The organism is Janthinobacterium sp. GW456P, assembly GCF_002127655.1.
Taxonomy (GTDB): domain Bacteria; phylum Pseudomonadota; class Gammaproteobacteria; order Burkholderiales; family Burkholderiaceae_D; genus Janthinobacterium.
The window spans coordinates 57,823-78,131 of sequence record NZ_NEHB01000015.1; the positions used below are offsets into that span (position 1 = coordinate 57,823).

Below are 20,309 nucleotides of genomic sequence, written 5' to 3' on the forward strand. Positions count from 1 at the left end.
GAAAAAAACGGAGACACGTAATGAAAACGAGTGAACAAGGCTTGCACCGCGGCCTGGGCGAGCGGCAGATCCGCCTGATGGCGCTGGGCGCCGCGATTGGCGTAGGCCTGTTTTTGGGTTCCGGCAACGCCATCAAGATGGCCGGTCCCGGCATCATGCTGTCGTACATCATCGGTGGCGCCGTCATCTTCATGATCATGCGCGCGCTGGGCGAAATGGCCGTGCACAACCCGGTTGCCGGTTCCTTCAGCCGCTATGCCCAGGATTACCTGGGACCCCTGCAAGGCTATCTGACGGGCTGGAACTACTGGTTCCTGTGGCTGGTCACGTGCGTGGCGGAAATTACCGCCGTCGCCATTTACATGGGCATCTGGTTCCCCGATGTGCCGCGCTGGATCTGGGCCCTGGCGGCCTTGGGTTCCATGGGCGCCATCAACCTGCTGGCGGTGAAAGCCTACGGCGAGTTCGAGTTCTGGTTTGCCCTGATCAAGGTGGTCACCATCATCCTGATGATCGTCGGCGGCACGGGCATGATCATCTTCGGTCTCGGCAACGGCGGCGTGGCCATCGGCATCTCGAACCTGTGGACGCACGGCGGCTTCTTCCCGAATGGCGCACAGGGCGTGCTGATGTCCTTGCAGATGGTGATGTTTGCCTATCTGGGCGTGGAAATGATCGGCCTGACGGCCGGCGAAGCGGCGAACCCGAAGAAATCGATTCCCGACGCCATCAATTCGGTGTTCTGGCGCATCCTGATTTTCTATGTCGGCGCGCTGTTCGTCATCCTGTCGATCTACCCATGGAATGAAATCGGCACCACCGGCAGCCCCTTCGTCATGACGTTCGAACGCCTGGGCATCAAGACGGCCGCCGGCATCATCAACTTCGTCGTGCTGACGGCAGCCTTGTCGTCGTGCAATGGCGGCATCTTCAGCACGGGCCGCATGCTGTACAACCTGGCGCTGCAAGGCCAGGCACCGAAGGCGTTTGCGGAAACCACGGCCAGCGGCGTGCCGCGCCGCGCCATTCTCGTGTCCGTCGTGGCGCTGCTGCTGGGCGTGCTGCTGAACTACATGGTGCCGGAAAAAGTGTTTATCTGGGTCACCTCGATCTCCACCTTCGGCGCCGTCTGGACCTGGGGCGTGATCCTGGTCACGCAGATCCAGTTCCGCAAGACCTTGACGCCGCTGGAAATCAGGAACCTGGCCTTCCGCATGCCGTTCGCGCCGTACGGTTCCTGGATTTCGCTGGCTTTCCTGGCCCTGGTGATCGGCTTGATGGCGTATTTCCCCGATACGCGCATCGCCCTGATGGTGGGACCAGCCTGGCTGATCCTGCTGACGGTGCTGTACTACGCGCTGGGCTTGGCGCCGAAAGCGCGCCGTGATGAGGTGCCGCAAGGCTACGAAGCGGGCTGGCCAGCGGCCGATGCACCGCACATCAAGAAGTAATCCAGCGTCGTTGAGCTGAGTCAAAAGCGCGCCCCTGTACTTGCAGCGGCGCGCTTTTTCTTTCATATGGGCAATTCCACGCCCCGCTAGCGCCCATGCGCGTTTCGCGGCGCACGGTTGGCGTTGTTTCCTTGCATCAAAGTTCTGTTTAGCTGAGCCGATGAAAGCCCTATAATCGCTTAGTTTTGAAAATGGACGCGATCTTTCCGGTTTTTTGCCAGGTAGGGCCGGAGCGCCGTTTTTAAGTGTTTTTACCCGTCATGCGAAATACGTATGCCTCATAAAGGAAGTCTAGTGAGCCAAACCCTGGTCCAGAAACTTTGCCGCACCAAGCCGATCGATACCACGGTCGAATATGGTGAAGGCCTCAGCAGCAGTGGCTTGAGCCGGTCCATCGGCCTGTTTTCCCTCACCATGATCGGCGTCGGCGCCACCATCGGCACGGGCATTTTCTTTACCATGGTCGAAGCCGTCCCTAAGGCGGGCCCATCGGTCGTCCTGTCTTTCCTGATCGCCGCCATCACGGCCGGCCTGACGGCCTTGTGCTATGCGGAATTGTCGTTCCGCATTCCTGCCTCCGGCTCCTCGTATTCGTTTGCCTACGCCACCGTGGGCGAATTTCTTGCCTTCATCATGGCCGCCTGCCTGCTGCTCGAATATGGCTTGGCGGGCAGTGCCGTGGCCATCGGCTGGTCGTCCTACCTGAATAACTTCCTGGAAAATGCGTTTGGCTGGCACATCCCGGAAATGCTGCGCACGCCGATGATCGTTTCCGGTCCGCATGGTATGGAGTTTCATTCCGGCCACATCAACCTGCCACCGATCTTTTTGATCTGCATGTGCGGCTTCCTGCTGCTGCGCGGCGCCAAGGAATCGGCCCTGATGAACGCCATCATGGTCATCATCAAGCTGGCGATCCTCGTGTTTTTCATCGTCATCGCATTTTCCGGTTTTAACGCCGACAATTTTTTCCCCTTCTTCAATAGCGACAATAGCAAGGGCTTTGCCGGCATGACGGGCGTCACGGCGGCCGCCGGCACCGTGTTCTTCTCCTTCATCGGGCTCGACACGGTGGCGACGGCGGGCGATGAAGTGAAAAATCCCACGCGCAATGTACCGCGCGGCATCCTCGGCGCCTTGCTCATCGTCACCGTGTTTTACCTGCTGGTGGCCGTGGCCGCCCTGGGTGCACAACAGGCGAAGCTGTTCGAAGGCCAGGAAGCGGGCCTGGCGGTGATTTTGCAAAACGTCACGGGCAAGACCTGGCCCGCGCTGGTGCTGTCGGCCGGTGCCGTCATTTCCGTCTTCAGCGTGACGCTGGTAACGATCTACGGCCAGACGCGCATCCTGTTTGCCGTCAGCCGCGACGGCCTGATCCCGAAATCGTTCCAGAAGATCCATCCGCGCACCCTGGTGCCGGTCAGCAATACCATCATCGTTTGCCTGGTGGTGGCCCTGGTGGCGGGCTCCGTCGACGCCACCTACCTGTGGGATATGGTCAGCATCGGCACCCTGACCGCCTTCATGGTGGTCTCGATCGCTGTGCCCGTACTGCGCCACAAGCAGGGCGCGAACCGCATCGAAGGCTTCAGCGTACCGTTCGGGCCGTACGTGATTCCGGGCCTGAGCGTATTGGCTTGCCTGTACATCATGCGCGATTTGCCGCATACGACGTTTGTCGTGTTCAGCGTGTGGATGGCGGTGACGGTGGCCATTTATTTCCTGTACAGCATGCGGCATTCGCACCTGGGCAAGAAGGCCCGCTAATGCAGTCTGTTCCATCCAAAACCGCCGCGCTTGCCGGCGGTTTTTTTTATTTCTAACCGGAATTTACATGATGAAAATAACTGATCTGGCCGCCTGCGGCTTGCTGGCAAGCAGCTTTCTGGGAACCCTGGCGCAAGCCGCGCCTGCCAGCGCACCGGCATTGCGCGATTACCGGGCCGTGGCGCTGTCGGCCAATGGCCAGCGCATCGCCGCCATCGAATCGAGCAAGGCGGGCGAAGAGCCGCAGCGTCCGCATGCGGCCATCGTCGTGCGCGACGCCGCCAATGGCGCCATCGTGCAGCAATTCGACCCGTGCGCCGCGTGCTCCTACGACAAGCCCAGCTGGTCGCCCGATGGCAGGCAGCTGGCCTTCATCGGCTACGATGCCAAGGCGGGTACGGCGCAGCTGTACTTGGCCACCCTGTCGCAGGCGCAAGCGCGGATGTTGACCAGCATCAAGGGCGTGGCCAGTACGGCGCGCTGGTCGCCGGACGGCAAGCAGCTGGCGCTGCTGGCCACGGTCGGGGCGCGCAAGCTGGCCGGCGCCGTGGAGGCGGGCGCGCGCCAGGTGGGTGAAGTGGGCAGCGCAGACGATGCCCAGCGCATCGCCGTCGTGCCGGCGGGCGGCGGCGAACCGCGCCTGCTGTCGCCCGCGGATACCTATGTGTATGAATACAGCTGGACGCCCGATGGCCGCGGCTTTGTCGCCACCAGCGCGCAGGGCAATGGCGACAGCAACTGGTGGGTCGCCAAGCTCAGCCATATCGATGCGGCCACGGGTGCCCTGCGCGTAATCGCGTCGCCCGCCATGCAGCTGAACCTGCCGTCCGTCTCGCCGGATGGCAAGACGGTGGTCTTCATCGGCGGCCTGATGAGCGATTTCGGCTCCATCGGCGGCGATATTTATACCGTGCCGCTGGCCGGTGGCACGCCGCGCAATCTGACGCCGGACTATCGCGGCACCTTCAATGGCGTGGTCTGGCGCGGCACCGGCTTGCTGGCGACCGCCCTGATCGATTCGCAGCTGGCGCTGGTGCCGGTCGATGCGCAAACGGGGCCGGCCCGGCCCGTGCTGCTCGGTGAACTGAGCAGTGGCGGCAGCGATGGTCGTCTGTCGTTCAGCGTCGATGGCTCGCAAGCGGCGGCCGCGCAGGAAGATTTTACGCACCCCAGCTACCTGGTGGCGGGACCGGTGGGCCAGCTGAAAAAGATTACGCGCGACAATGACGGCTTTGCGCCGCAGTTGACGGTGCAGAACGTGGGCTGGAACAACGAGCAATACAAGGTGCAAGGCTGGCTGCTGGGGCCGTTGAAGACGGAGGCGGGCAAGCGCTATCCCATGGTCGTCAACGTGCATGGTGGACCTGGTGCGGCTGCCTCGCCCCGCTACGTGGCGGCGAGTACCCTGATCCACGAATTGACGCAAAAAGGCTATTTCGTCTTCCTGCCCAATCCGCGCGGCAGCTTTGGCCAGGGCCAGGCTTTTACACGCGCGAACATGGCCGACTTTGGCGGCGGCGACTGGCGCGACATCCTGGCAGGGATTGATACCGTGCAAAAAGTGGCGCCCGTCGATGGCCAGCGCCTGGGCCTGATCGGCCATTCCTACGGCGGCTTCATGACCATGTGGGGCGTCACTCACAGCGACCGCTTCAAGGCGGCCGTGGCAGGCGCGGGCGTGTCAAACTGGATCAGCTATTACGGCCAGAACGGCATCAACCAGTGGATGATTCCGTTCTTTGGCGCCTCCGCATATGACAATCCGGCCGTCTACCGCAAGGCCTCTCCCATCGAATCGATCAAGGCGGCGAAGACGCCGACCCTGATCTATGTGGGCGAGCGTGACGTGGAAACGCCGGCCGCCCAGTCGCTGGAATTCTGGCACGGCTTGCGCGCCATGGGCGTGCCGTCCAGCCTGTTCATCTACGACGGCGAAGGCCATTCCTTCCGCAAGCCAGAGCACCAGCGCGACTTGCAGAAGCGTACTATCGGATGGTTCGAGCAGTATTTGAAGTAGTCATTGGCGGCCTGCCGCAGGCAGGCCAGCCTGGATAAAGCGGCTGACAAAATGTTCAGGGCTAGGCGTCGTGCCGAAGGCAGTACGAATGTACGACGAGGCGCGGCAACAACGCCATGGACTTTTTGTCAGCCGCGCGGCGCCACAATATGCACGATCGCCGCGCTATGGATGACGATCTTGTCCGCATCCGCCTGCAACAGGCGGATGCGGCGCTGCACCAGCGGCCAGCCCGACCAGGTCACGTCGCTGACGGGCGGTGCGGCAGGGGCGGCCAGCGGGGCGCTGATGGCGGCCTTGTCATCGAGCTGCTCCAGCGCGCGCGACAGGGTCAAACACACTTGCGTGTGGCTATGGCTGAGCAAGGCATTGACGGGCGCGACAGGCAACTGGCTGGCATGGCGCCCGAGTATCGAGCGCAGGGCCGCCACGTGGGCGACCAATAAGTAATTTTGCACGATGAACAGGTTGATGTCTTCCACGGCCCGCTGCTTGCTGGCCGGTTCGTCGAGCATGCGCACCAGCGCCGAGCTGAGCGCGGCCAGGCTGTCCATCAAACGCTTGCGCTCGATGCGGTAGGCGAAATCGTCGAAACATTTTCCCTGCAGCAGCGCGAAGCTGGCTTGCATGTACGACAGGTTGACGTTCAGCACCTGGCGCACCAGCCGCGGCAAGCTCTGGTATTCCCAGTTGGCCAGCACAAAGCTGAACACGCTGGCCACCGCCGCGCCGATCAGGGTATCGATCAGGCGCTCGCTGACGAGGTTCGGGTTGCTGGGCGCCACCAGATGCATTTGCAGCAGTATCATCAGGCTCACGGCGATGGCCGTGTAGCGGTAGCGCAAGTAAATAAAGGTGGGCGTGGCGACGATGGACAGGAACAAGATGGCCATCAGCACGATATTGCTGTGCACGAAGCGGATCACGATGGCGGTGATGATGCAGCCGATGATGGTGCCGATGATGCGGTCGGCGCGGCGCTGGCGCGTCATGCTGAAGGTGGGACGCAGAATGATGACGATGGTCAAGACGATCCAGTAGCTGTGCGCCGCATACGGCAGCCAGTGGCCGATCAGCAATCCCACGGAGATGGCCATCGACACGCGCAGGGCGAAGCGGAACACGGGCGAGTCGAGGCGCAGGTTGGCCAGCAAGGTCTTCAGTTCATATTTCTGCTGCGACAAAAACGGCGCCATGTCCGCGCCGCTCCAGAACGGCACGTCGTCGTAGACTTTCTGGCTGGCCAGATGCAGCTCACCGATCATCTTCAGAATCGCGCGGATCTTGTTGCGCTGCGCGCGCAGGGTCGCCAGCGCTTCCTGCGCACTGTCGCCTTTTGCGTGCAGGCGGGCAATTTCCGCTTCGATGTCCGCCCATTCCTTGTCATAGTTGATCTGCGCATACGAGGCGCGCTTGCGCGTGACGGCGTAGGCCACGGACTCGATGTCGCGCGCCGCCTTGTAGGCGAGGTCGTGCAGGGAGGCCAGGACGTCGGAGTCGGCCAGGTGCTGGCGCAGCAGCGCGTAATCCGTATGCGTGGAGAGGATCAGTTCATATAAATCGAGCATGCACACGTGCACTTGCACGACGATGGCATCCTTGCTGTTTTTGTGGCTGCGCAAAATCAGATCGCGCGATGCTTGCTGGCGGTCGGCCAAAATGCTTTGATGGCGCACCAACTTGTTGAACTGTTCCGTCAAATTGAAACGCGTGTCGTAGAAATCGGCCTTGATGTCGATATACGCGGCCAGTTCGAACAGGGCTTCGGCCAGCACTTGCTGCTTGATGCGGTGGCGCAAGACCCAGGCGATGGCCATGGCATAGGCCAGATAAATCAGGCCGCCCAGCATGAACAGGCCCGCGTGGCGGAACGATTGCTGCCATGTCATCTGGTGTTCCATCGACATGGTCATGATGAACAGCGCGGCCAGTTGCAAGGGCATGGATTTCTTGCCGTACACCACCATCATGCTGGCGAGAAAACTGACGAGCACGAGCACCGTCATCAGCAGCCACTGCACGGGGCCGCACAGGCTGATCAATAAAGTGACGGCGCTGCACAGCAGCACGGAAGCGAGCATTTCGTTGAACTTGTGGCGCAGCGGGCTGGGCATGTCCATCAGGGTCGTGCACAGGGCGCCGATGCACACCGTCATGGCGGTGGCGCTGTCGCTGATTTCCTGGGTCAGCAAGGCCAGGCCGACCAGACCGATGGCCACGCGCAAGCCCAGGTAAAAATAATGGCTGTAAATAAAGGTGCGCAGGTTCAGTGCGTAGTGCATGGGATTACCTTGTGGGCAGGGCACAGAAAGAGGCGCCGCACCGGGATCTCCGATGCGGCGCCAGGATATTGCAATCGCTACAGCCCGGATTTACATCAAGGCAATCACCGGATAACGCCGCCACTCCGGCTCGGCAAAGCGCTGGCAGTGCTCGAAGATAAAGTCGAGCACGGCTTCCTGATTGCTCAGCAAGGCCGGATTCGCTGCCTTCCACTCGGCAAACTTGGCCGCCAGCGCAGGCTCATCGCGCAGCAGTTCGGAGGCCATGTCTTCGAAGACGTAATCGGAAAACGCTTCCTTCTTTTCCAGCACGCTGTTGAAGAAGCCCCAGCGGAAGAAGCTGTCGTGCGCCTGTGGTTCCAGGGTTTCCACGGCGTAGCGCGCGTTGTCCTGGTCCAGGTGGATCACATAGTCGCCTGCCTGCACGGTGAACTGGCCCGTGCGCGCTTCCAGTTCCACCGTGTCGTGGAACATGTGGCCTTCATAGGGCATGGTGCGCGTACCGACATTGGTGATGTGGTAGTAGCGTGCCGTTAAGGTCTGTTCGGCGGTAATGCGTGACATTTCGACGCCGTTCCAGCGCAGGCGTTCGATGACTTCGCGCCACGCCTGCGGCACGATATAAGCTTTCGGCGCCGCCACGGTGACGTCCGCATCGAAGCGGTTGTAATACTTGATGTCGCGTTCCCACGGCTGCGAGCGGTCGTAGGACAGGCGCTGGTAGTCGCCCAAGATACTCGGCGTGTATTGCGCCGCATAGCCCTTGAAGGGGAAGGTCGACGGCTGCGCTTCGTTCATGGCCCAGTGGATGGGCCATGCGGCTTGCGTGCGGCCCGCCGCCTTGGCTTGCGCGCGCAGCTGCTTGATCTGTTCGCCATGTTCGACGGTGAACGCCATGGTGATGTCGAGCAGCGCGCGCATGGACGCATAGCGGTCGGCAAACGGTTTCAGCATGTGCGTTTCCGGCATGAAACCGATGACGTGGTGCAAGGCCGCAAAACCCGTCGAGAAGCGGGGCACTTCGAGGAATTCGGCGATACCGTGGTCGGGGCTGTCCTTGACGGGGTTGACATACGGGCAGGTGGGCCAGCCGGCTTGCTCCATCTGCGCAAAGATATGCGGCAGCATGGTGTCTTGCAAGAAAGGACCCAGGCCATTGCCCAGCTTATCCGTCTGCGTGTGGATCAGGGTCATCGTGTACGGGTAGTCGGCGCCGTTCGACGTGTGCGTATCGACCATCACGTCCGGGTCCCAGCTGGCCAGCAGGCGGTTGAACACTTGCGCGTTCAGGCTGTCGCACTTGATGAAATCGCGGTTCAAGTCCAGGTGGCGGCTATTGCCGCGGAAACCGAATTGCTCCGGGCCATCCTGGTTCACGCGCGAGGTGTTGGCGCGGTTCAGGCTGCCATCGACGTTGTAGATCGGAATGAACAGCAGTACGGTGCTGCCCAGCGCCGCCAGGCGTTCCGGCTGCGTGCACAGGTCGCGCACGATGGCCATGCAGGCGTCGATGCCTTCCGGTTCGCCCGGGTGGATACCGTTGTTGTTGAAGAACACAGTGCGGCCCGCGCGCTTGATCTGTTCGCGGTCGAACACGCCGTCGGCGCTGACGACGCCAGCATGGATGGGCACGCCCGAATCGGACAGGCCGATCTGTTCGAAGTGCAGCACCTGCGGGTAGCGTGCGGCGAGATCCTTGTAGAAAGTGATGCATTCCAGCCAGGTCGTGGTCTGGTTGTGGTTACCGAGTTCGTAGGTCGTGCGCAAGTCTGGTGGCATAGCGGTCTGAGTCTGGGAGGGGGAAGGCGCGCTGGGTAAGTACGCCCGCTAGGGGCCAATTGTAGCACCGGCGTTGGCGCCTTGAGGCGCGGCAGATGGGCCGGGCCGAACTTGTGTTATGAATACGTTTCACGCGCAAGGGAGGCGGTATGGGCAAGGCAGCGATGGCAGCGATGGCGGCGCTGGTGTGGTGGGCTTGCCTGGTGGCACAGGCGGCACCAATTCGCTTGCCGGCGGGCAGGGAACCGGTGGCGCAGGGCGGCTCCGTGACGGCCGCCGCGCAGGGCGCGCTGATACGCTACCGGGGCTGGCTGCTGGCCGTCGATGGCGCCGTATCGGAGGAGCGGCCCGACGTCTTGCTGACGTCGGCGAAGGCGGGTCAGGCGCCGCAGCTGCGAGTCGGCGCGGCGCAGCGTGTCTTGCCCGTATGGTCGGCCTTCGAGCTCGTCAAGGGCAGCGTGCGCCTGCGCATCACGGCGCTGCCGGGGCCGGATGAGGTGGCCGCGCTGCTGCTGGACTTTGGCGACGGCGATTACCGCATCGTGATTCCCGCCACGCGCATCGCCCCGCCAGCATACCCATTGCTGGCGCAGCGCTTTCCCGGCGCCGACCTGGCCTTGCTGCTGCAGGATGGCCGGAGGATCATGTTGCCGTTGGGACAAAGCCGCGCGCAAGTGTTTGGTGAGGAGCAAGCCGTGCCTTACCGTTTCACCAAAGTAAAACGCTAAGTCATTAAGCTACAGTCAAAAAAAAGCCACTCCCGCAGGAGTGGCTCAGGGAACAACCGCCCGTTGCCGGGCTTATTAGTTGTTGTTATCCGCGAATTACTCGGCGCCCATTTCTTTCAGCAGGTTATCTGCGTGGTCGATGTGTTTCATGTTCCACAGCATGTAGCGCAGGTCGACCTGGATCGAGCGGGTGTTGGCCTTGTTGTAGTCCCAGTCGGAAATGATCGAGTCCAAGGTGCCATCGAATGCCAGGCCGATGAATTCGCCTTTCGCGTTCAGGGCAGCCGAACCGGAGTTGCCGCCGGTGATGTCCAGGGTGGCCAGGTAGTCGACCGGTACGGTTTTCAGCTTCGGATCGACGAATTTGCCGAAGTCCTTGGCTTTGATCGCGGCCAGTTGATTCGCCGGTGCATTGAACTCGCCCTGGCCAGTGGCTTTGGCGGCGACGCCATTGACGGTGGTGAAGGCGGTCCAGGTGGTGCCGTCGGCGCCATGGTCACGGCCGGCAACACGGCCGAACGTCACGCGCAGGGTGCTGTTGGCGTCAGGATAGACGGCTTGGCCCTTGCTCTTCATGAAGGCGATTTTTGCTTTCATGTAGTTGGCGTAGGCTTGCTGGATCTTGCCGGCCAGTTCTTCGTCTTCTGCTTCGTTTTTCAGCGAATCCGGATACATGGCGACGGCGGCCTGGATGAAGCTGTCCTTGCTGGCCTGGAATTCGGCTGGCGTGCGTTTCAGCCAGGCTGCGCGCTCGGCCTTGTCGCCCAGCTTGCTGCCGGCATACAGTTTGTCCAGGGCGGCGGCCAGGTCCGCTTGCGACATGCCATCCTTGATGCCGATGGCGGCGTCGAAGCTGGCGCGGCGCTGTGCGGCCGGTTGCGCGGCGTACTTGGTCAGGCTGTTCAGTACCAGCGCCTTGTCGACTTTTTCATCGTAGGTGCGCTCGACCGAGGTGATGCCCGCTTCCAGGCGTGGCAAGTCGCGCGACTGATAGCCGGACTTGCGTTCCGTATCGGCCTTGGTGCCTTCGTTCGACAAACGGTACAGGCTGCGTGCCGTGCTCAGCAGGCGTGGCTGCGCATAGCTGAGGAAGAAATCGCGCTTGGTGTCGGCATCGCGCTCGGCGATCAGCTTTTCCACTTGCTCGATATCACCGGCAAATTCCGCCTTGCGGGCAGGATTGGCGTTGACCCAGGTTTTCAGGGCTTCGTGTTCAGCCGTCTTGCGCGCCAGGAAGTCGCTGCCGGCGTAGGAATCGAGCATGCCTTGGCGGTTCTTGTAGTAATTGTTCACGCCGGCAACCTGACCCGCGTATTTCAGGGCAACGTCCTTGTTGTCCTTGGTTTCGCGCGCGATGATGGCCAGGGTTTCGCCTGACGCTTTCACGAAGGCCGGGTAGTTCCAGTCAAACGTGAACGCCACTTCCGATGGCAGGCGGTGACGGTTGGTGCGGCCAGGGTAGCCCAGCGCCATGACGAAATCGCCTTCCTTCAAGCCATCCTTGGCCAGCTTCAGTACGTGTTTCGGCTGGTACGGCACGTTGTCCTTGCTGAAGTCGGCAGCTTTGCCGTCTTTGCTGACGTAGGCGCGGTAGAAACCATAGTCGCCCGTGTGGCGCGGCCACATCCAGTTGTCGGTGTCGCCACCGAACTTGCCGACGCCCGCTGGTGGCGCGTGCACCAGGCGCACGTCGCGGATTTCCAGTTGCTTGATCAGGTAGAACTCGAGGCCGCCGTAGTAGCTCGACACGGTGCAGCGGAAGCCCGCTTCTTTTTCGCATTCGGCGACCAGTTTCTTCTGGTTTTTCTCGATCGCATCGATGCGCGCCTTGCCTTGCAGCTTGGCCACGTCGGCGCTGATGATCTTGTCGCTGACATTCGTCACGGCCGAGGTGACGAAGATGCGGCTGCCCGGGGCGGCCGGCAATTCCTCAGCGAAGGTCTTGGCCAGGAAACCGTTGGCCAGCAAATCGCGCTCCTTGGTCGAATTGACCGCCACGCTGTTGTAGACGCAATGGTGGTTGGTGGCAACCAGGCCTTGCGGCGAGACGAACGACGCCGAGCAGCCGCCCAGGCTGACGATGGCGCCCATCGGGAATTCGGTCAGTTTGGTCAGGGTGGTCGGATCGAGTTTCAGTCCGGCGGCTTTCAGCTCCTTGGCTACTTGTGGCAGCTGTTGGGGCATCCACATGCCTTCGTCGGCGTGTGCGAAGTTGCTCAGGATGGCGAGCGCGATGAGAGATTTTTTCATTCGAGTTCTGTTCTTTTACATTGTAGGGAAGTCGGAATCAGCGGAGTACCCGCTGATTGTGCAGCGGGCGACATAGAGTATCCGTATCGAACCCGCACTAGTCAATCACATTTTCCGGAGGGTATGTTCACACGCGGTTGTTTTAATGGCATGATTTTGGGTGGCGCAGGGGCTGGAACCGGCCGCCAGCCCGCATTTTTCCGTACGGCCGCTGTGGTATTGTCCATACGTGTCCTAGTGACAATGAAAAATGGCCGGACGCTTGCGCGGCCCGGCCACTTGCTGATGCGCAGCTGTTTGACTGTTTAGCGTATTTTGCCGCGGCGTAAAAGATTAACGATGCCCAGCAGGATGACGGCGCCGAGGAATGAGACCAGCAGCGAAGACAGGCTGAAATTGTCGCTATTGATGGTGCCCGTGCCGAACAGGGGCGCCAGCAGCCAGCCGCCCAGGAAGGCGCCGACGATGCCGACGACGATATTGAGGAAGATGCCCTGTTGTGCATTGGTTTTCATGACCATGCTGGCCAGCCAGCCGATGACGCCGCCAATAACGATCCAGATAATGAAATTCATGTGGTCCTCCGCGGTGGATAAGTGGGTGTGTCATGTCATAACAACATCATGCCAATGGATAGTGATGCCGCACGATAGAAAAGTCCAGCGGATTCGCGTCGTGCATGCAAAAGCCCGCCTGGCTGCGGGCAGCGAGGCGGGCTTGTCCTGCGGAAAGGTCGTGTTTAATCGGCCTTGATCGCTTCAACCTGGATGGCCAGCTTGACTTCCGGCGAGAACGCCGGCATGCCGTAGTTCAGGCCGAAGTCGCTGCGCTTGAATTCCGCCGTGGCATCGGCGCCGCACACTTCACGCTTGTAGCGCGGGTGCATGATGCACTTGAACTTGCTCACGTTCAGCTTGACGGGCTTGGTCACGCCCAGCAAGGTCAGTTCGCCATCGACTTCCACCAGTTGCTCGCCGTTGAACTTGAGCGACGTACTTTTGTAGGTGATTTGCGGAAATTTCTCGACGTTGAACATGTCCGCTTTTTTCGCGTGCGTATTCATGGCGTCCAGGCCGAAATCGATCGAATCGGCATCGATGACCAGGTCCAGGCTGCCCGTCTTGGCAGCGCGGTCCAGGGCGACCGTCCCCTTGGTCTTGTTGAACTTGCCGCGCCACACCGACATGCCCATGTGATCGGCTTCGAAGCTGGGGAAGGTGTGCGTCGGGTCGAGGTTGTAGTGGTCGGTAGCGGCCATGGCCGAACCCGCGCCGGCGGCTGCCAGCACGGCGATCATCAAGTGCGAGAATTTCATGCAGATCCTATAGTTGAACAGGTTTTGGGGTTGTTTTTGGTAACGCCTGAAAAACGTTCAGGACAAGGCGCCTTGCCGAAGGCAGTACGAATAGTACGACGAGGCAAGAGCAACGCAGTCATGGACGTTTTCTCAGGGTTTACTGGGCTGCGACGTGGAATTTGATGGTGACTTCATCGGCAACCATGCTCGTGTCTTTCCATTCGCCTTCACCGATGTTGTAGGTCAGGCGCTTGATCGGCAGGGCGCCGTCAAACGCGTATTTGCCGCCATCGGCTTTCACGGCCAGGGGGAAGGTCACGTCGGTGGTCTTGCCTTTGATGCTCAGCTTGCCGGTGACCGTCAGCTTGCCCGCGCCGGCAGCCTTGATGCTGCTCGAGACAAAGGTGGCTTTCGGGAACTGGGCCGCATTGAACCATTCTTTCTTCGCCACTTCCTTGTTGTACTCGGGGTCGCCGATATCGATGCTGGCCGTTTCGATTTCCACCGACGCTTTTGAGGCATCCGGCGTGGCCGGGTTGTAATCGATGGCGATATTGAATTTCTTGAACTTCGCTTCCACGGGCACGTTCATTTGCTTGAACACGGCCGACACGCTGGTCTTGGCGGGATCGACTTTCAGCAAGGTGGCGGCGGTGGCGGCCACGGACAGGCCCAGCAGGGAAGCGAGGACGATGCGTTGGGTGGTTTTCATCTTATTTTTTTCCTGTAGTTTCAGTGATCAAAGCAGATTAAGACGGACTTGGAACGTCGGACAAAACCGTAGCGAGCGGAAGTGCGGCTCGGCGCCCCCGTTGCTCCGAGTAGCGGACCTGTGCTTGGCACGGGGCCGCCGAGGCAGTGAGCATCGCAGGCCGCAAATCGCGACGCGCAGTAGGTTTGGTTCGACGTTCTTAGGGCAGCATGCGTTTCAGCACCCCGTCGCGGTCGATGAACTGGTGCTTCAGCGCCGCCAGCACATGGGCGGCCACGGCGGCGGCCATTGTCATGTTCAGAACATAATGAATCTCTTTTAAAAGTGGCTTAAGTTCCGGGTTCGGCGCCATGATGACGGGCAGCTGGAACAGGCCCAGGTAGACGACCGGCACGCCGGCGGCCAAGGTGTACAGGTAGCCGGAGATGGGTACGGCGAAGATCAGGACGTACAGCAGCACATGCATGGCGTCGGCGGCCTTCTTTTGCCAGGCAACCATGCTGGCCGGGTGCGGTGGCGGTACATTCGCCTTGCGCCACAGCAGGCGGATGGCGGCGATGGCCAGCACGGTCACGCCCAGCCATTTGTGCCACGAGAAATATTTAAGCTTGGTGGGCGTCAGGCCGGGAATGTCCGTCATGACCAGGCCCATGACGAAGGCGCTGATGATCAGCAGGGCGGTCAGCCAGTGCAGGATGATGGCGGTGGTGGTGTAGCGTTGCATCGATGGCTTTCTTGAATGTAGTACGTATTAGGACTAATTCGGCCTAATATACCAAAGAAAAGCAAATTGCGCTGCGTGCTGGAGATTCTACAAGAAAGATTGCCGTAAAAACCGCGGGGCGGGCAGCATTTGTGTGCTGGCCGCCCCGCGCGAGTGGGATCGCAGGATCCCCAGGTAGAAAATGCTTAGATGGCTTTGGCCAATTGCGCCGCGATACCGATGTAGTTGCCCGGCGTCATGGTCAAGAGCACATCCTTGGCATCCTGCGGAATGGCCAGGCCATTGACGAAGGTTTGCAGCGCTTCTTTCGAGATGCCCTTGCCGCGCGTCAGCTCTTTCAGCTGCTCGTACGGGTTTTCGATGCCATAGCGGCGCATCACGGTTTGTACGGGCTCGGCCAGCACTTCCCAGGTCGCGTCCAGGTCTTGCGCCAGGCGCGCGTGGTTCACTTCCAGCTTGTTCAGGCCGCGCAGGCAGCTGTCATACGCCAGCAAGGTGTAGCCGAGGCCCACGCCGATGTTGCGCAGCACGGTCGAATCCGTCAAATCGCGCTGCATGCGCGAGACGGGCAGTTTTTCCGACAGGTGCTTGAGCACGGCGTTGGCCAGGCCCAGGTTGCCTTCAGAGTTTTCGAAGTCGATCGGGTTGACCTTGTGCGGCATGGTCGATGAGCCGATTTCGCCCGCTTTCAGTTTTTGCTTGAAGTAGCCCAGCGAGACGTACGTCCAGATGTCGCGGTTCAGGTCCAGCAGGATGGTGTTGGCGCGCGCGAAGGCGTCGAACAGTTCGGCCATGTAGTCGTGCGGTTCGATCTGGATGGTGTACGGATTGAAGACCAGGCCCAGGCGCTGTTCGATGACGGCCTTGGAGAAGGCCGGCCAGTCGAAGCTTGGGTAGGCCGACAGATGGGCATTGTAGTTGCCGACGGCGCCATTCATCTTGCCGAGGATTTCCACTTGCGCGATGCGTTTCACGGCGCGCTGCAGGCGGGCCACGACGTTGGCGAATTCCTTGCCCAGGGTGGTCGGGCTGGCCGTCTGGCCATGCGTGCGCGACAGCATCGGCACGTCGGCGTTGTCGTGCGCGATCTGCGTCAGCTTGGCTACCAGGCCGTTCAATGCCGGCAGCATCACGCCATCGCGCGCGGCTTTCAGCATCATGCCGTGCGAGGTGTTGTTGATGTCTTCCGAGGTGCAGGCGAAGTGGATGAATTCCGATGCCGCCACCAGTTCCGGTACGTCCGCCACTTGTTCCTTCAGCCAGTATTCGACGGCCTTGACGTCATGGTTGGTGACCGCTTCGATGGCCTTGATGCGGGCCGAGTCGGCTTCCGAGAAGTCGGCCGCCATCTTGTCGAGCAGGGCGTTCGCTTCGGCCGAGAAAGGCTTGATCTCGGCGAAACCGGCTTGCGACAGCGCTTGCAGCCAGGAGATTTCCACTTTCACGCGGTGGTGCATGAAACCGGCTTCGGACAGGATCGGGCGCAGCAGATCGGTCTTGCTGGCGTAGCGGCCATCGAGCGGAGACAAGGCCGACAGCGTGGAATACGGAGTAGTAGAAGTCATGAGAGCGGACGCAAGTTAAAGAAACGGTTGGCGTGTGGCGCGCGGGGAGGGCAGGGCTATTGCATACAGCAACACTGACGGCGCCACAGTAAAGGGCGATTTTACCACCGCTGGCCGCTGGCCAGCCGTCCATCGGGCGCCGGCGCACCGCATTTGGGCCGAATCCGGCTCCGATGCGGCGTGCCTGCCACACCATGGAGACGGCGGGGCGCGTGCTGCCAAACACCGCGGCCGCCGATGCTATACTGCTTGCTGATCCTTTACCTTAAAGCAGCCATGAAACTGATCGGTTCCCTCGCCAGCCCGTATGTCCGCAAAGCCCGTATCGTGCTGGCGGAAAAAAAGCTCGACTATGTCTTCGAGCTGGAAAACGTGTGGGTGCCGGAAACCCGCATCGCCCAGGCCAATCCCCTGGGCAAGGTGCCCTGCCTGGTGATGGAGGATGGCAGCACCTTGATCGACTCGAAAGTCATCGTCGAATACCTCGACACGCTCACGCCCGTGTGCAAGCTGCTGCCGGCCGGCGGCAATGGCCGCGAGCGGGCCGACATCAAGAACTGGGAAGCGCTGGCCGACGGCATCCTCGACGCGGGCGTGCTGGTGCGTCTGGAGCGCACGCAGCGTCCGCCCGAGCAGCAGAGCGCCGTCTGGATCGCGCGCCAGCTGGACAAAGTCACGCTGGGCCTGGCGGCGCTCGAGGCACGCCTGGGCGAGAGCGCCTATTGCGCCGGCAAGAACTACACCCTGGCTGACGTGGCCGTGGGTTGCACCCTGGGCTGGCTCAGCTTCCGCTTCCCGGAAATCGAGTGGCGCGCCGATCACCCGGCGCTGTCGCGCCTGTTCGACAAACTGTCCGAGCGCCCATCGTTCAAGGACACCGCGCCGCAGTAAAGGCCCGGACATAAAAAAACCGGCAATTGCCGGTTTTTTTTTGCGCCTGTCGAAGGAAATTATTCTTCAACCGCCATCTGGCTTTGCAGATAATTTTGAATGCCGACTTTGGCAATCAGGTCGATCTGCGTTTCGAGCCAGTCGATATGCTCTTCCGTGTCTTCCAGGATCATCAGGAACAGGTCGCGCGAGACGTAGTCGCCCGCTTTTTCGCTGATGGCGATGCCTTCCTTGACGGTGGCGTGCGCGGCGCGTTCCAGTTTCAAATCGCATTCCAGCATTTCCGGCGTGTTCTCGCCGATCAGCAGCTTGTGCAGCGCTTGCAGGTTAGGCAGGCCGTCGAGCATCAGGATGCGGTCGATCAGCTTGTCGGCGTGCTTCATTTCGCCGATCGATTCTTCGTATTCCTTCTTGCCCAGCTTTTCCAGGCCCCAGTGCTTGTACATGCGCGCATGCAGGAAGTACTGGTTGATGGCCGACAGTTCGTTGGTGAGCTGTGCGTTGAGCATGCGGATGACTTCTTTATCGCCCTTCATGGGAATTCCTTTGTTCTGTGTCGCGTTCGATGATGAAACCGCAGGCTGCTGGCGTTCACGGCCGGGTGGCGCAGGGCTGCCTGGTGGCGCGCAGGTTGCCGGTTTCGCTATGCCCGCATGATAGCGCAAAATATCGGTGATTTCCGGTGCTAAACGGCATTTTTCCGTCTTTTTAACGTAAATATCGTGCGAATAAAACCCATTCTCAAGTGGATTGCTCACTTGCGCCGTTTTTTATTTGTTAAGGAAAATGAAGGCCATTCTCATTCGCGTTCCTGGCGCTCTTTTTTGCTCGCCGGCACGCCTGCCTGGCCGCGCTGAACAGGCGGGAAATGTTGGTCCATTCTTGCTTTTGTGTCTTCTTGGCCGCTACCGGCGATGCGATAATCAGGCAGGGATATTTACTGAAAAAAGGATAGCAAGATGATGCTGCATATACCCGGCGTGCTGACGCCGGAACAGGTGACGCAGTTTCGCCAGCGCCTGGCGCAGACGGACTGGGTCGATGGGCGCGCCAGCGTCGGGGCGCAAGGCGCGCAAGTCAAGCGCAACCGCCAGCTGGCCGAAGGTTCGCCGCTGGCGCTGGAGCTGGGCGAGATCGTCAGCCGCGCGCTGATGGCCAATCCCCTGTTCTTTGCCGCCGTGCTGCCGCTGCGCATCCTGCCGCCCTTCTTCAACAGCTATGCGGGCGGCGAGCACTATGGCCTGCATATCGACGGCGCCATCCGCACGCCGAAAAACGGCATGCAGTCAATGCGCGCCGACGTCTCGTCGACCGTGTTCCTGAGCGAGCCGGACGAGTACGAGGGCGGCGAGCTGGTGGTGGTCGATGCGTACGGCACGCATGAAGTGAAACTGCCGGCTGGCGACGTGATCGTGTATCCGTCGAGCAGCGTGCATCAAGTGCTGCCCGTCACCAGTGGCGAGCGCATCTGCTCTTTCCTGTGGACGCAAAGCATGGTGCGCGAGGACTGGAAGCGCAGCATGCTGTTCGAGCTCGATCAAAACATCCAGAGCGTGCGCGCAGAACACGGCGATTCGCCGGCCACCGTGGGACTGACGGGGCATTATCACAACCTGCTCAGAATGTGGGCGGAGATGTAAGGCCGGGGTCAGACCCCGCTGAAGTTGGCGCTGAACCTTGCGTTGGCGGTGTCGAGGGTCTGCCCCCTTGGGACAGTACGGGCAAAAAAAAGTCTGCCTGGCCCGGGGATGTAGGCTGGCAGACTGAAACAAGCAAATCGCTTGACGAAAAACGGGCGCAAAAAAGCAAGCAGGGCACACGGTGCGATGCTTGCGGGCTGGCAGCGGCGCCGTGGCCGCCGGAAGGCTAGCTCAGCTGGAAGGTCAGCGGTACTAAAACGTACACGGGCACGGGTTTGCCGTTTTCGATCATCGGCTTGAACAGCGCCCGCTGCGCGGCCTGGCGGCCCGCTTCATCGAGATTCGTGTAGCCGGTCGATTTCTGGATCAGGATTTGCTCGGGCAAGCCCTTTTCATTGATCAGGATGCGCAGCACCACGGTGCCGCTTTCGCCCAGGCGGCGCGACAGATTCGGGTAGACCAGTTGCGGCGCCTTGATGTATTCCACGCTGCTGACGGTGCGCGGCGTCGCTGGCGCTGGCGGCGTCGGCGACGGGGCCGCTGGCGCCGTCGGCGCGGCGGTGGCGACAGGTGCGGCTTCGGCGCGCGTCGGCTGCGGCGGCGTGATCGTCGGTTCGCTCGGCGCCACGGCGATCAGCGGCAGCGGCGGAATCACGGCTTTCGGCACGGGGGCGCTCAGTTCCACGGTTTTCGGTACGGACGGCGCCGGCGGTTTCGGCGGCGCCGGCGGGGCGATGATGCTGATGGTCGTGATGGTCGGCATGGCCGCCGTGACGACGCGGCTCAAGAGACCGCTCTGGATGGCGTAAAAACCGGCGATATGTAGCACGACGATGGCCATCAGCGGCGCGAATTTGTTGCGCTTCTTGTCGAAGTCGGCAAATTGCTGCACGGCCTGCACCGTTACGGGCGGGGGCATCATCGTCATGGCGTTCATCGCTTTCTTTAGTTTGTCAGTACAGCTCGCATCAATACGGTTTCTTGCAGCGCCACGGTGGCGTTCAGGTGATCGTTCAGCACTTCCCGCGCGCAGGTGTGGCATTTGCCGCAGCAGGTGGCTACGCCCAGGTCGCGGCGCAGTTCGGCCATGCTGGACAGGCCAAGATCGACGGCTTGACGGATTTCACGATCAGATATGTTGTTGCAGACACATACAATCATTGCTACACCTTCTGGCTGGAGGATGAACAGACACTAGTGCTTAAA

At 61.0% G+C, this 20,309-nt stretch carries 17 protein-coding genes; 6 read left to right on the forward strand and 11 right to left on the reverse strand.

Annotation, left to right across the window (positions count from 1 at the left end; genetic code table 11):
* The first annotated feature begins 20 nt into the window (after window positions 1-20).
* From CBW66_RS15785 to CBW66_RS15795, 3 genes are all read left to right on the forward strand, one after another.
* Window positions 21-1,451 carry an amino acid permease gene (locus CBW66_RS15785; protein ID WP_086138674.1) on the forward strand — a complete coding sequence of 477 codons (1,431 nt, stop codon included), beginning with the start codon at window positions 21-23 and terminating at the stop codon, window positions 1,449-1,451.
* Between the two features lie 294 nt (window positions 1,452-1,745).
* Window positions 1,746-3,218 carry an amino acid permease gene (locus CBW66_RS15790; protein WP_086138675.1) on the forward strand — a complete coding sequence of 491 codons (1,473 nt, stop codon included), beginning with the start codon at window positions 1,746-1,748 and terminating at the stop codon, window positions 3,216-3,218.
* 67 nt (window positions 3,219-3,285) lie between these two features.
* Window positions 3,286-5,235, forward strand: coding sequence for a S9 family peptidase (locus CBW66_RS15795; protein WP_230492331.1), 1,950 nt, complete (start codon window positions 3,286-3,288; stop codon window positions 5,233-5,235).
* A gap of 128 nt (window positions 5,236-5,363) precedes the next feature.
* On the opposite strand, the gene CBW66_RS15800 is transcribed toward CBW66_RS15795, so the two are convergent.
* Complete coding sequence (locus CBW66_RS15800) at window positions 5,364-7,517, reverse strand: FUSC family membrane protein (RefSeq protein WP_086138676.1); 2,154 nt, start codon at window positions 7,515-7,517, stop codon at window positions 5,364-5,366.
* A gap of 90 nt (window positions 7,518-7,607) precedes the next feature.
* Window positions 7,608-9,296 carry a M14 family zinc carboxypeptidase gene (locus tag CBW66_RS15805; protein ID WP_086138677.1) on the reverse strand — a complete coding sequence of 563 codons (1,689 nt, stop codon included), beginning with the start codon at window positions 9,294-9,296 and terminating at the stop codon, window positions 7,608-7,610.
* 149 nt (window positions 9,297-9,445) lie between these two features.
* On the opposite strand from CBW66_RS15805, the gene CBW66_RS15810 reads away from it, so the two are divergent.
* Window positions 9,446-10,024, forward strand: a complete 579-nt coding sequence (locus CBW66_RS15810) for a hypothetical protein (RefSeq protein ID WP_086138678.1) — start codon at window positions 9,446-9,448, stop codon at window positions 10,022-10,024.
* Between the two features lie 96 nt (window positions 10,025-10,120).
* On the opposite strand, the gene CBW66_RS15815 is transcribed toward CBW66_RS15810, so the two are convergent.
* The 6 genes from CBW66_RS15815 to purB form a co-directional block, all read right to left on the reverse strand.
* Complete coding sequence (locus CBW66_RS15815) at window positions 10,121-12,274, reverse strand: S46 family peptidase (protein WP_086138679.1); 2,154 nt, start codon at window positions 12,272-12,274, stop codon at window positions 10,121-10,123.
* A gap of 305 nt (window positions 12,275-12,579) precedes the next feature.
* Window positions 12,580-12,849: a GlsB/YeaQ/YmgE family stress response membrane protein gene (locus CBW66_RS15820; protein ID WP_076571892.1), complete on the reverse strand. Its 270-nt coding sequence runs from the start codon at window positions 12,847-12,849 to the stop codon at window positions 12,580-12,582.
* Window positions 12,850-13,013: 164 nt separating this feature from the next.
* Complete coding sequence (locus CBW66_RS15825; RefSeq protein WP_086138680.1) at window positions 13,014-13,589, reverse strand: YceI family protein; 576 nt, start codon at window positions 13,587-13,589, stop codon at window positions 13,014-13,016.
* Between the two features lie 139 nt (window positions 13,590-13,728).
* Window positions 13,729-14,283 (reverse strand): YceI family protein, encoded by a 555-nt coding sequence (locus tag CBW66_RS15830; protein WP_086138681.1) that lies wholly within the window; start codon window positions 14,281-14,283, stop codon window positions 13,729-13,731.
* A gap of 199 nt (window positions 14,284-14,482) precedes the next feature.
* A complete protein-coding gene (locus tag CBW66_RS15835; RefSeq protein ID WP_071075201.1) occupies window positions 14,483-15,007 on the reverse strand; it encodes a cytochrome b in 525 nt (174 codons plus the stop codon).
* A gap of 185 nt (window positions 15,008-15,192) precedes the next feature.
* Window positions 15,193-16,572 carry an adenylosuccinate lyase gene (gene purB / locus CBW66_RS15840; RefSeq protein WP_086138682.1) on the reverse strand — a complete coding sequence of 460 codons (1,380 nt, stop codon included), beginning with the start codon at window positions 16,570-16,572 and terminating at the stop codon, window positions 15,193-15,195.
* Between the two features lie 276 nt (window positions 16,573-16,848).
* On the opposite strand from purB, the gene CBW66_RS15845 reads away from it, so the two are divergent.
* A complete protein-coding gene (locus CBW66_RS15845; protein ID WP_086138683.1) occupies window positions 16,849-17,463 on the forward strand; it encodes a glutathione S-transferase N-terminal domain-containing protein in 615 nt (204 codons plus the stop codon).
* A 59-nt stretch (window positions 17,464-17,522) separates the two neighbouring features.
* Here the strand turns inward: CBW66_RS15845 and bfr are convergent, their stop codons facing one another.
* The gene (gene bfr / locus CBW66_RS15850) at window positions 17,523-17,999 is read right to left on the reverse strand and encodes a bacterioferritin (protein WP_010401839.1); all 477 of its coding nucleotides are present in this window, start codon (window positions 17,997-17,999) and stop codon (window positions 17,523-17,525) included.
* 423 nt (window positions 18,000-18,422) lie between these two features.
* On the opposite strand from bfr, the gene CBW66_RS15855 reads away from it, so the two are divergent.
* Window positions 18,423-19,103 (forward strand): Fe2+-dependent dioxygenase, encoded by a 681-nt coding sequence (locus CBW66_RS15855; protein ID WP_035822772.1) that lies wholly within the window; start codon window positions 18,423-18,425, stop codon window positions 19,101-19,103.
* A 226-nt stretch (window positions 19,104-19,329) separates the two neighbouring features.
* Here the strand turns inward: CBW66_RS15855 and CBW66_RS15860 are convergent, their stop codons facing one another.
* A complete protein-coding gene (locus CBW66_RS15860; protein WP_086153647.1) occupies window positions 19,330-20,031 on the reverse strand; it encodes an energy transducer TonB in 702 nt (233 codons plus the stop codon).
* A 17-nt stretch (window positions 20,032-20,048) separates the two neighbouring features.
* Window positions 20,049-20,264 (reverse strand): bacterioferritin-associated ferredoxin, encoded by a 216-nt coding sequence (locus CBW66_RS15865; protein ID WP_034745611.1) that lies wholly within the window; start codon window positions 20,262-20,264, stop codon window positions 20,049-20,051.
* Between the last annotated feature and the right edge of the window lie 45 nt (window positions 20,265-20,309).

Bases quoted from the DNA above. Each gene is read 5' to 3' on its own strand.
- CBW66_RS15785 (WP_086138674.1), top strand. From the start codon at position 21: ATGAAAACGAGTGAACAAGGCTTGCACCGCGGCCTGGGCGAGCGGCAG.
- CBW66_RS15795 (WP_230492331.1), top strand. From the start codon at position 3,286: ATGATGAAAATAACTGATCTGGCCGCCTGCGGCTTGCTGGCAAGCAGC.
- CBW66_RS15800 (WP_086138676.1), bottom strand. From the start codon at position 7,517: ATGCACTACGCACTGAACCTGCGCACCTTTATTTACAGCCATTATTTT.
- CBW66_RS15805 (WP_086138677.1), bottom strand. From the start codon at position 9,296: ATGCCACCAGACTTGCGCACGACCTACGAACTCGGTAACCACAACCAG.
- CBW66_RS15810 (WP_086138678.1), top strand. From the start codon at position 9,446: ATGGGCAAGGCAGCGATGGCAGCGATGGCGGCGCTGGTGTGGTGGGCT.
- CBW66_RS15815 (WP_086138679.1), bottom strand. From the start codon at position 12,274: ATGAAAAAATCTCTCATCGCGCTCGCCATCCTGAGCAACTTCGCACAC.
- CBW66_RS15820 (WP_076571892.1), bottom strand. From the start codon at position 12,849: ATGAATTTCATTATCTGGATCGTTATTGGCGGCGTCATCGGCTGGCTG.
- CBW66_RS15825 (WP_086138680.1), bottom strand. From the start codon at position 13,589: ATGAAATTCTCGCACTTGATGATCGCCGTGCTGGCAGCCGCCGGCGCG.
- CBW66_RS15830 (WP_086138681.1), bottom strand. From the start codon at position 14,283: ATGAAAACCACCCAACGCATCGTCCTCGCTTCCCTGCTGGGCCTGTCC.
- CBW66_RS15835 (WP_071075201.1), bottom strand. From the start codon at position 15,007: ATGCAACGCTACACCACCACCGCCATCATCCTGCACTGGCTGACCGCC.
- purB (WP_086138682.1), bottom strand. From the start codon at position 16,572: ATGACTTCTACTACTCCGTATTCCACGCTGTCGGCCTTGTCTCCGCTC.
- CBW66_RS15845 (WP_086138683.1), top strand. From the start codon at position 16,849: ATGAAACTGATCGGTTCCCTCGCCAGCCCGTATGTCCGCAAAGCCCGT.
- bfr (WP_010401839.1), bottom strand. From the start codon at position 17,999: ATGAAGGGCGATAAAGAAGTCATCCGCATGCTCAACGCACAGCTCACC.
- CBW66_RS15855 (WP_035822772.1), top strand. From the start codon at position 18,423: ATGATGCTGCATATACCCGGCGTGCTGACGCCGGAACAGGTGACGCAG.
- CBW66_RS15860 (WP_086153647.1), bottom strand. From the start codon at position 20,031: ATGACGATGATGCCCCCGCCCGTAACGGTGCAGGCCGTGCAGCAATTT.
- CBW66_RS15865 (WP_034745611.1), bottom strand. From the start codon at position 20,264: ATGATTGTATGTGTCTGCAACAACATATCTGATCGTGAAATCCGTCAA.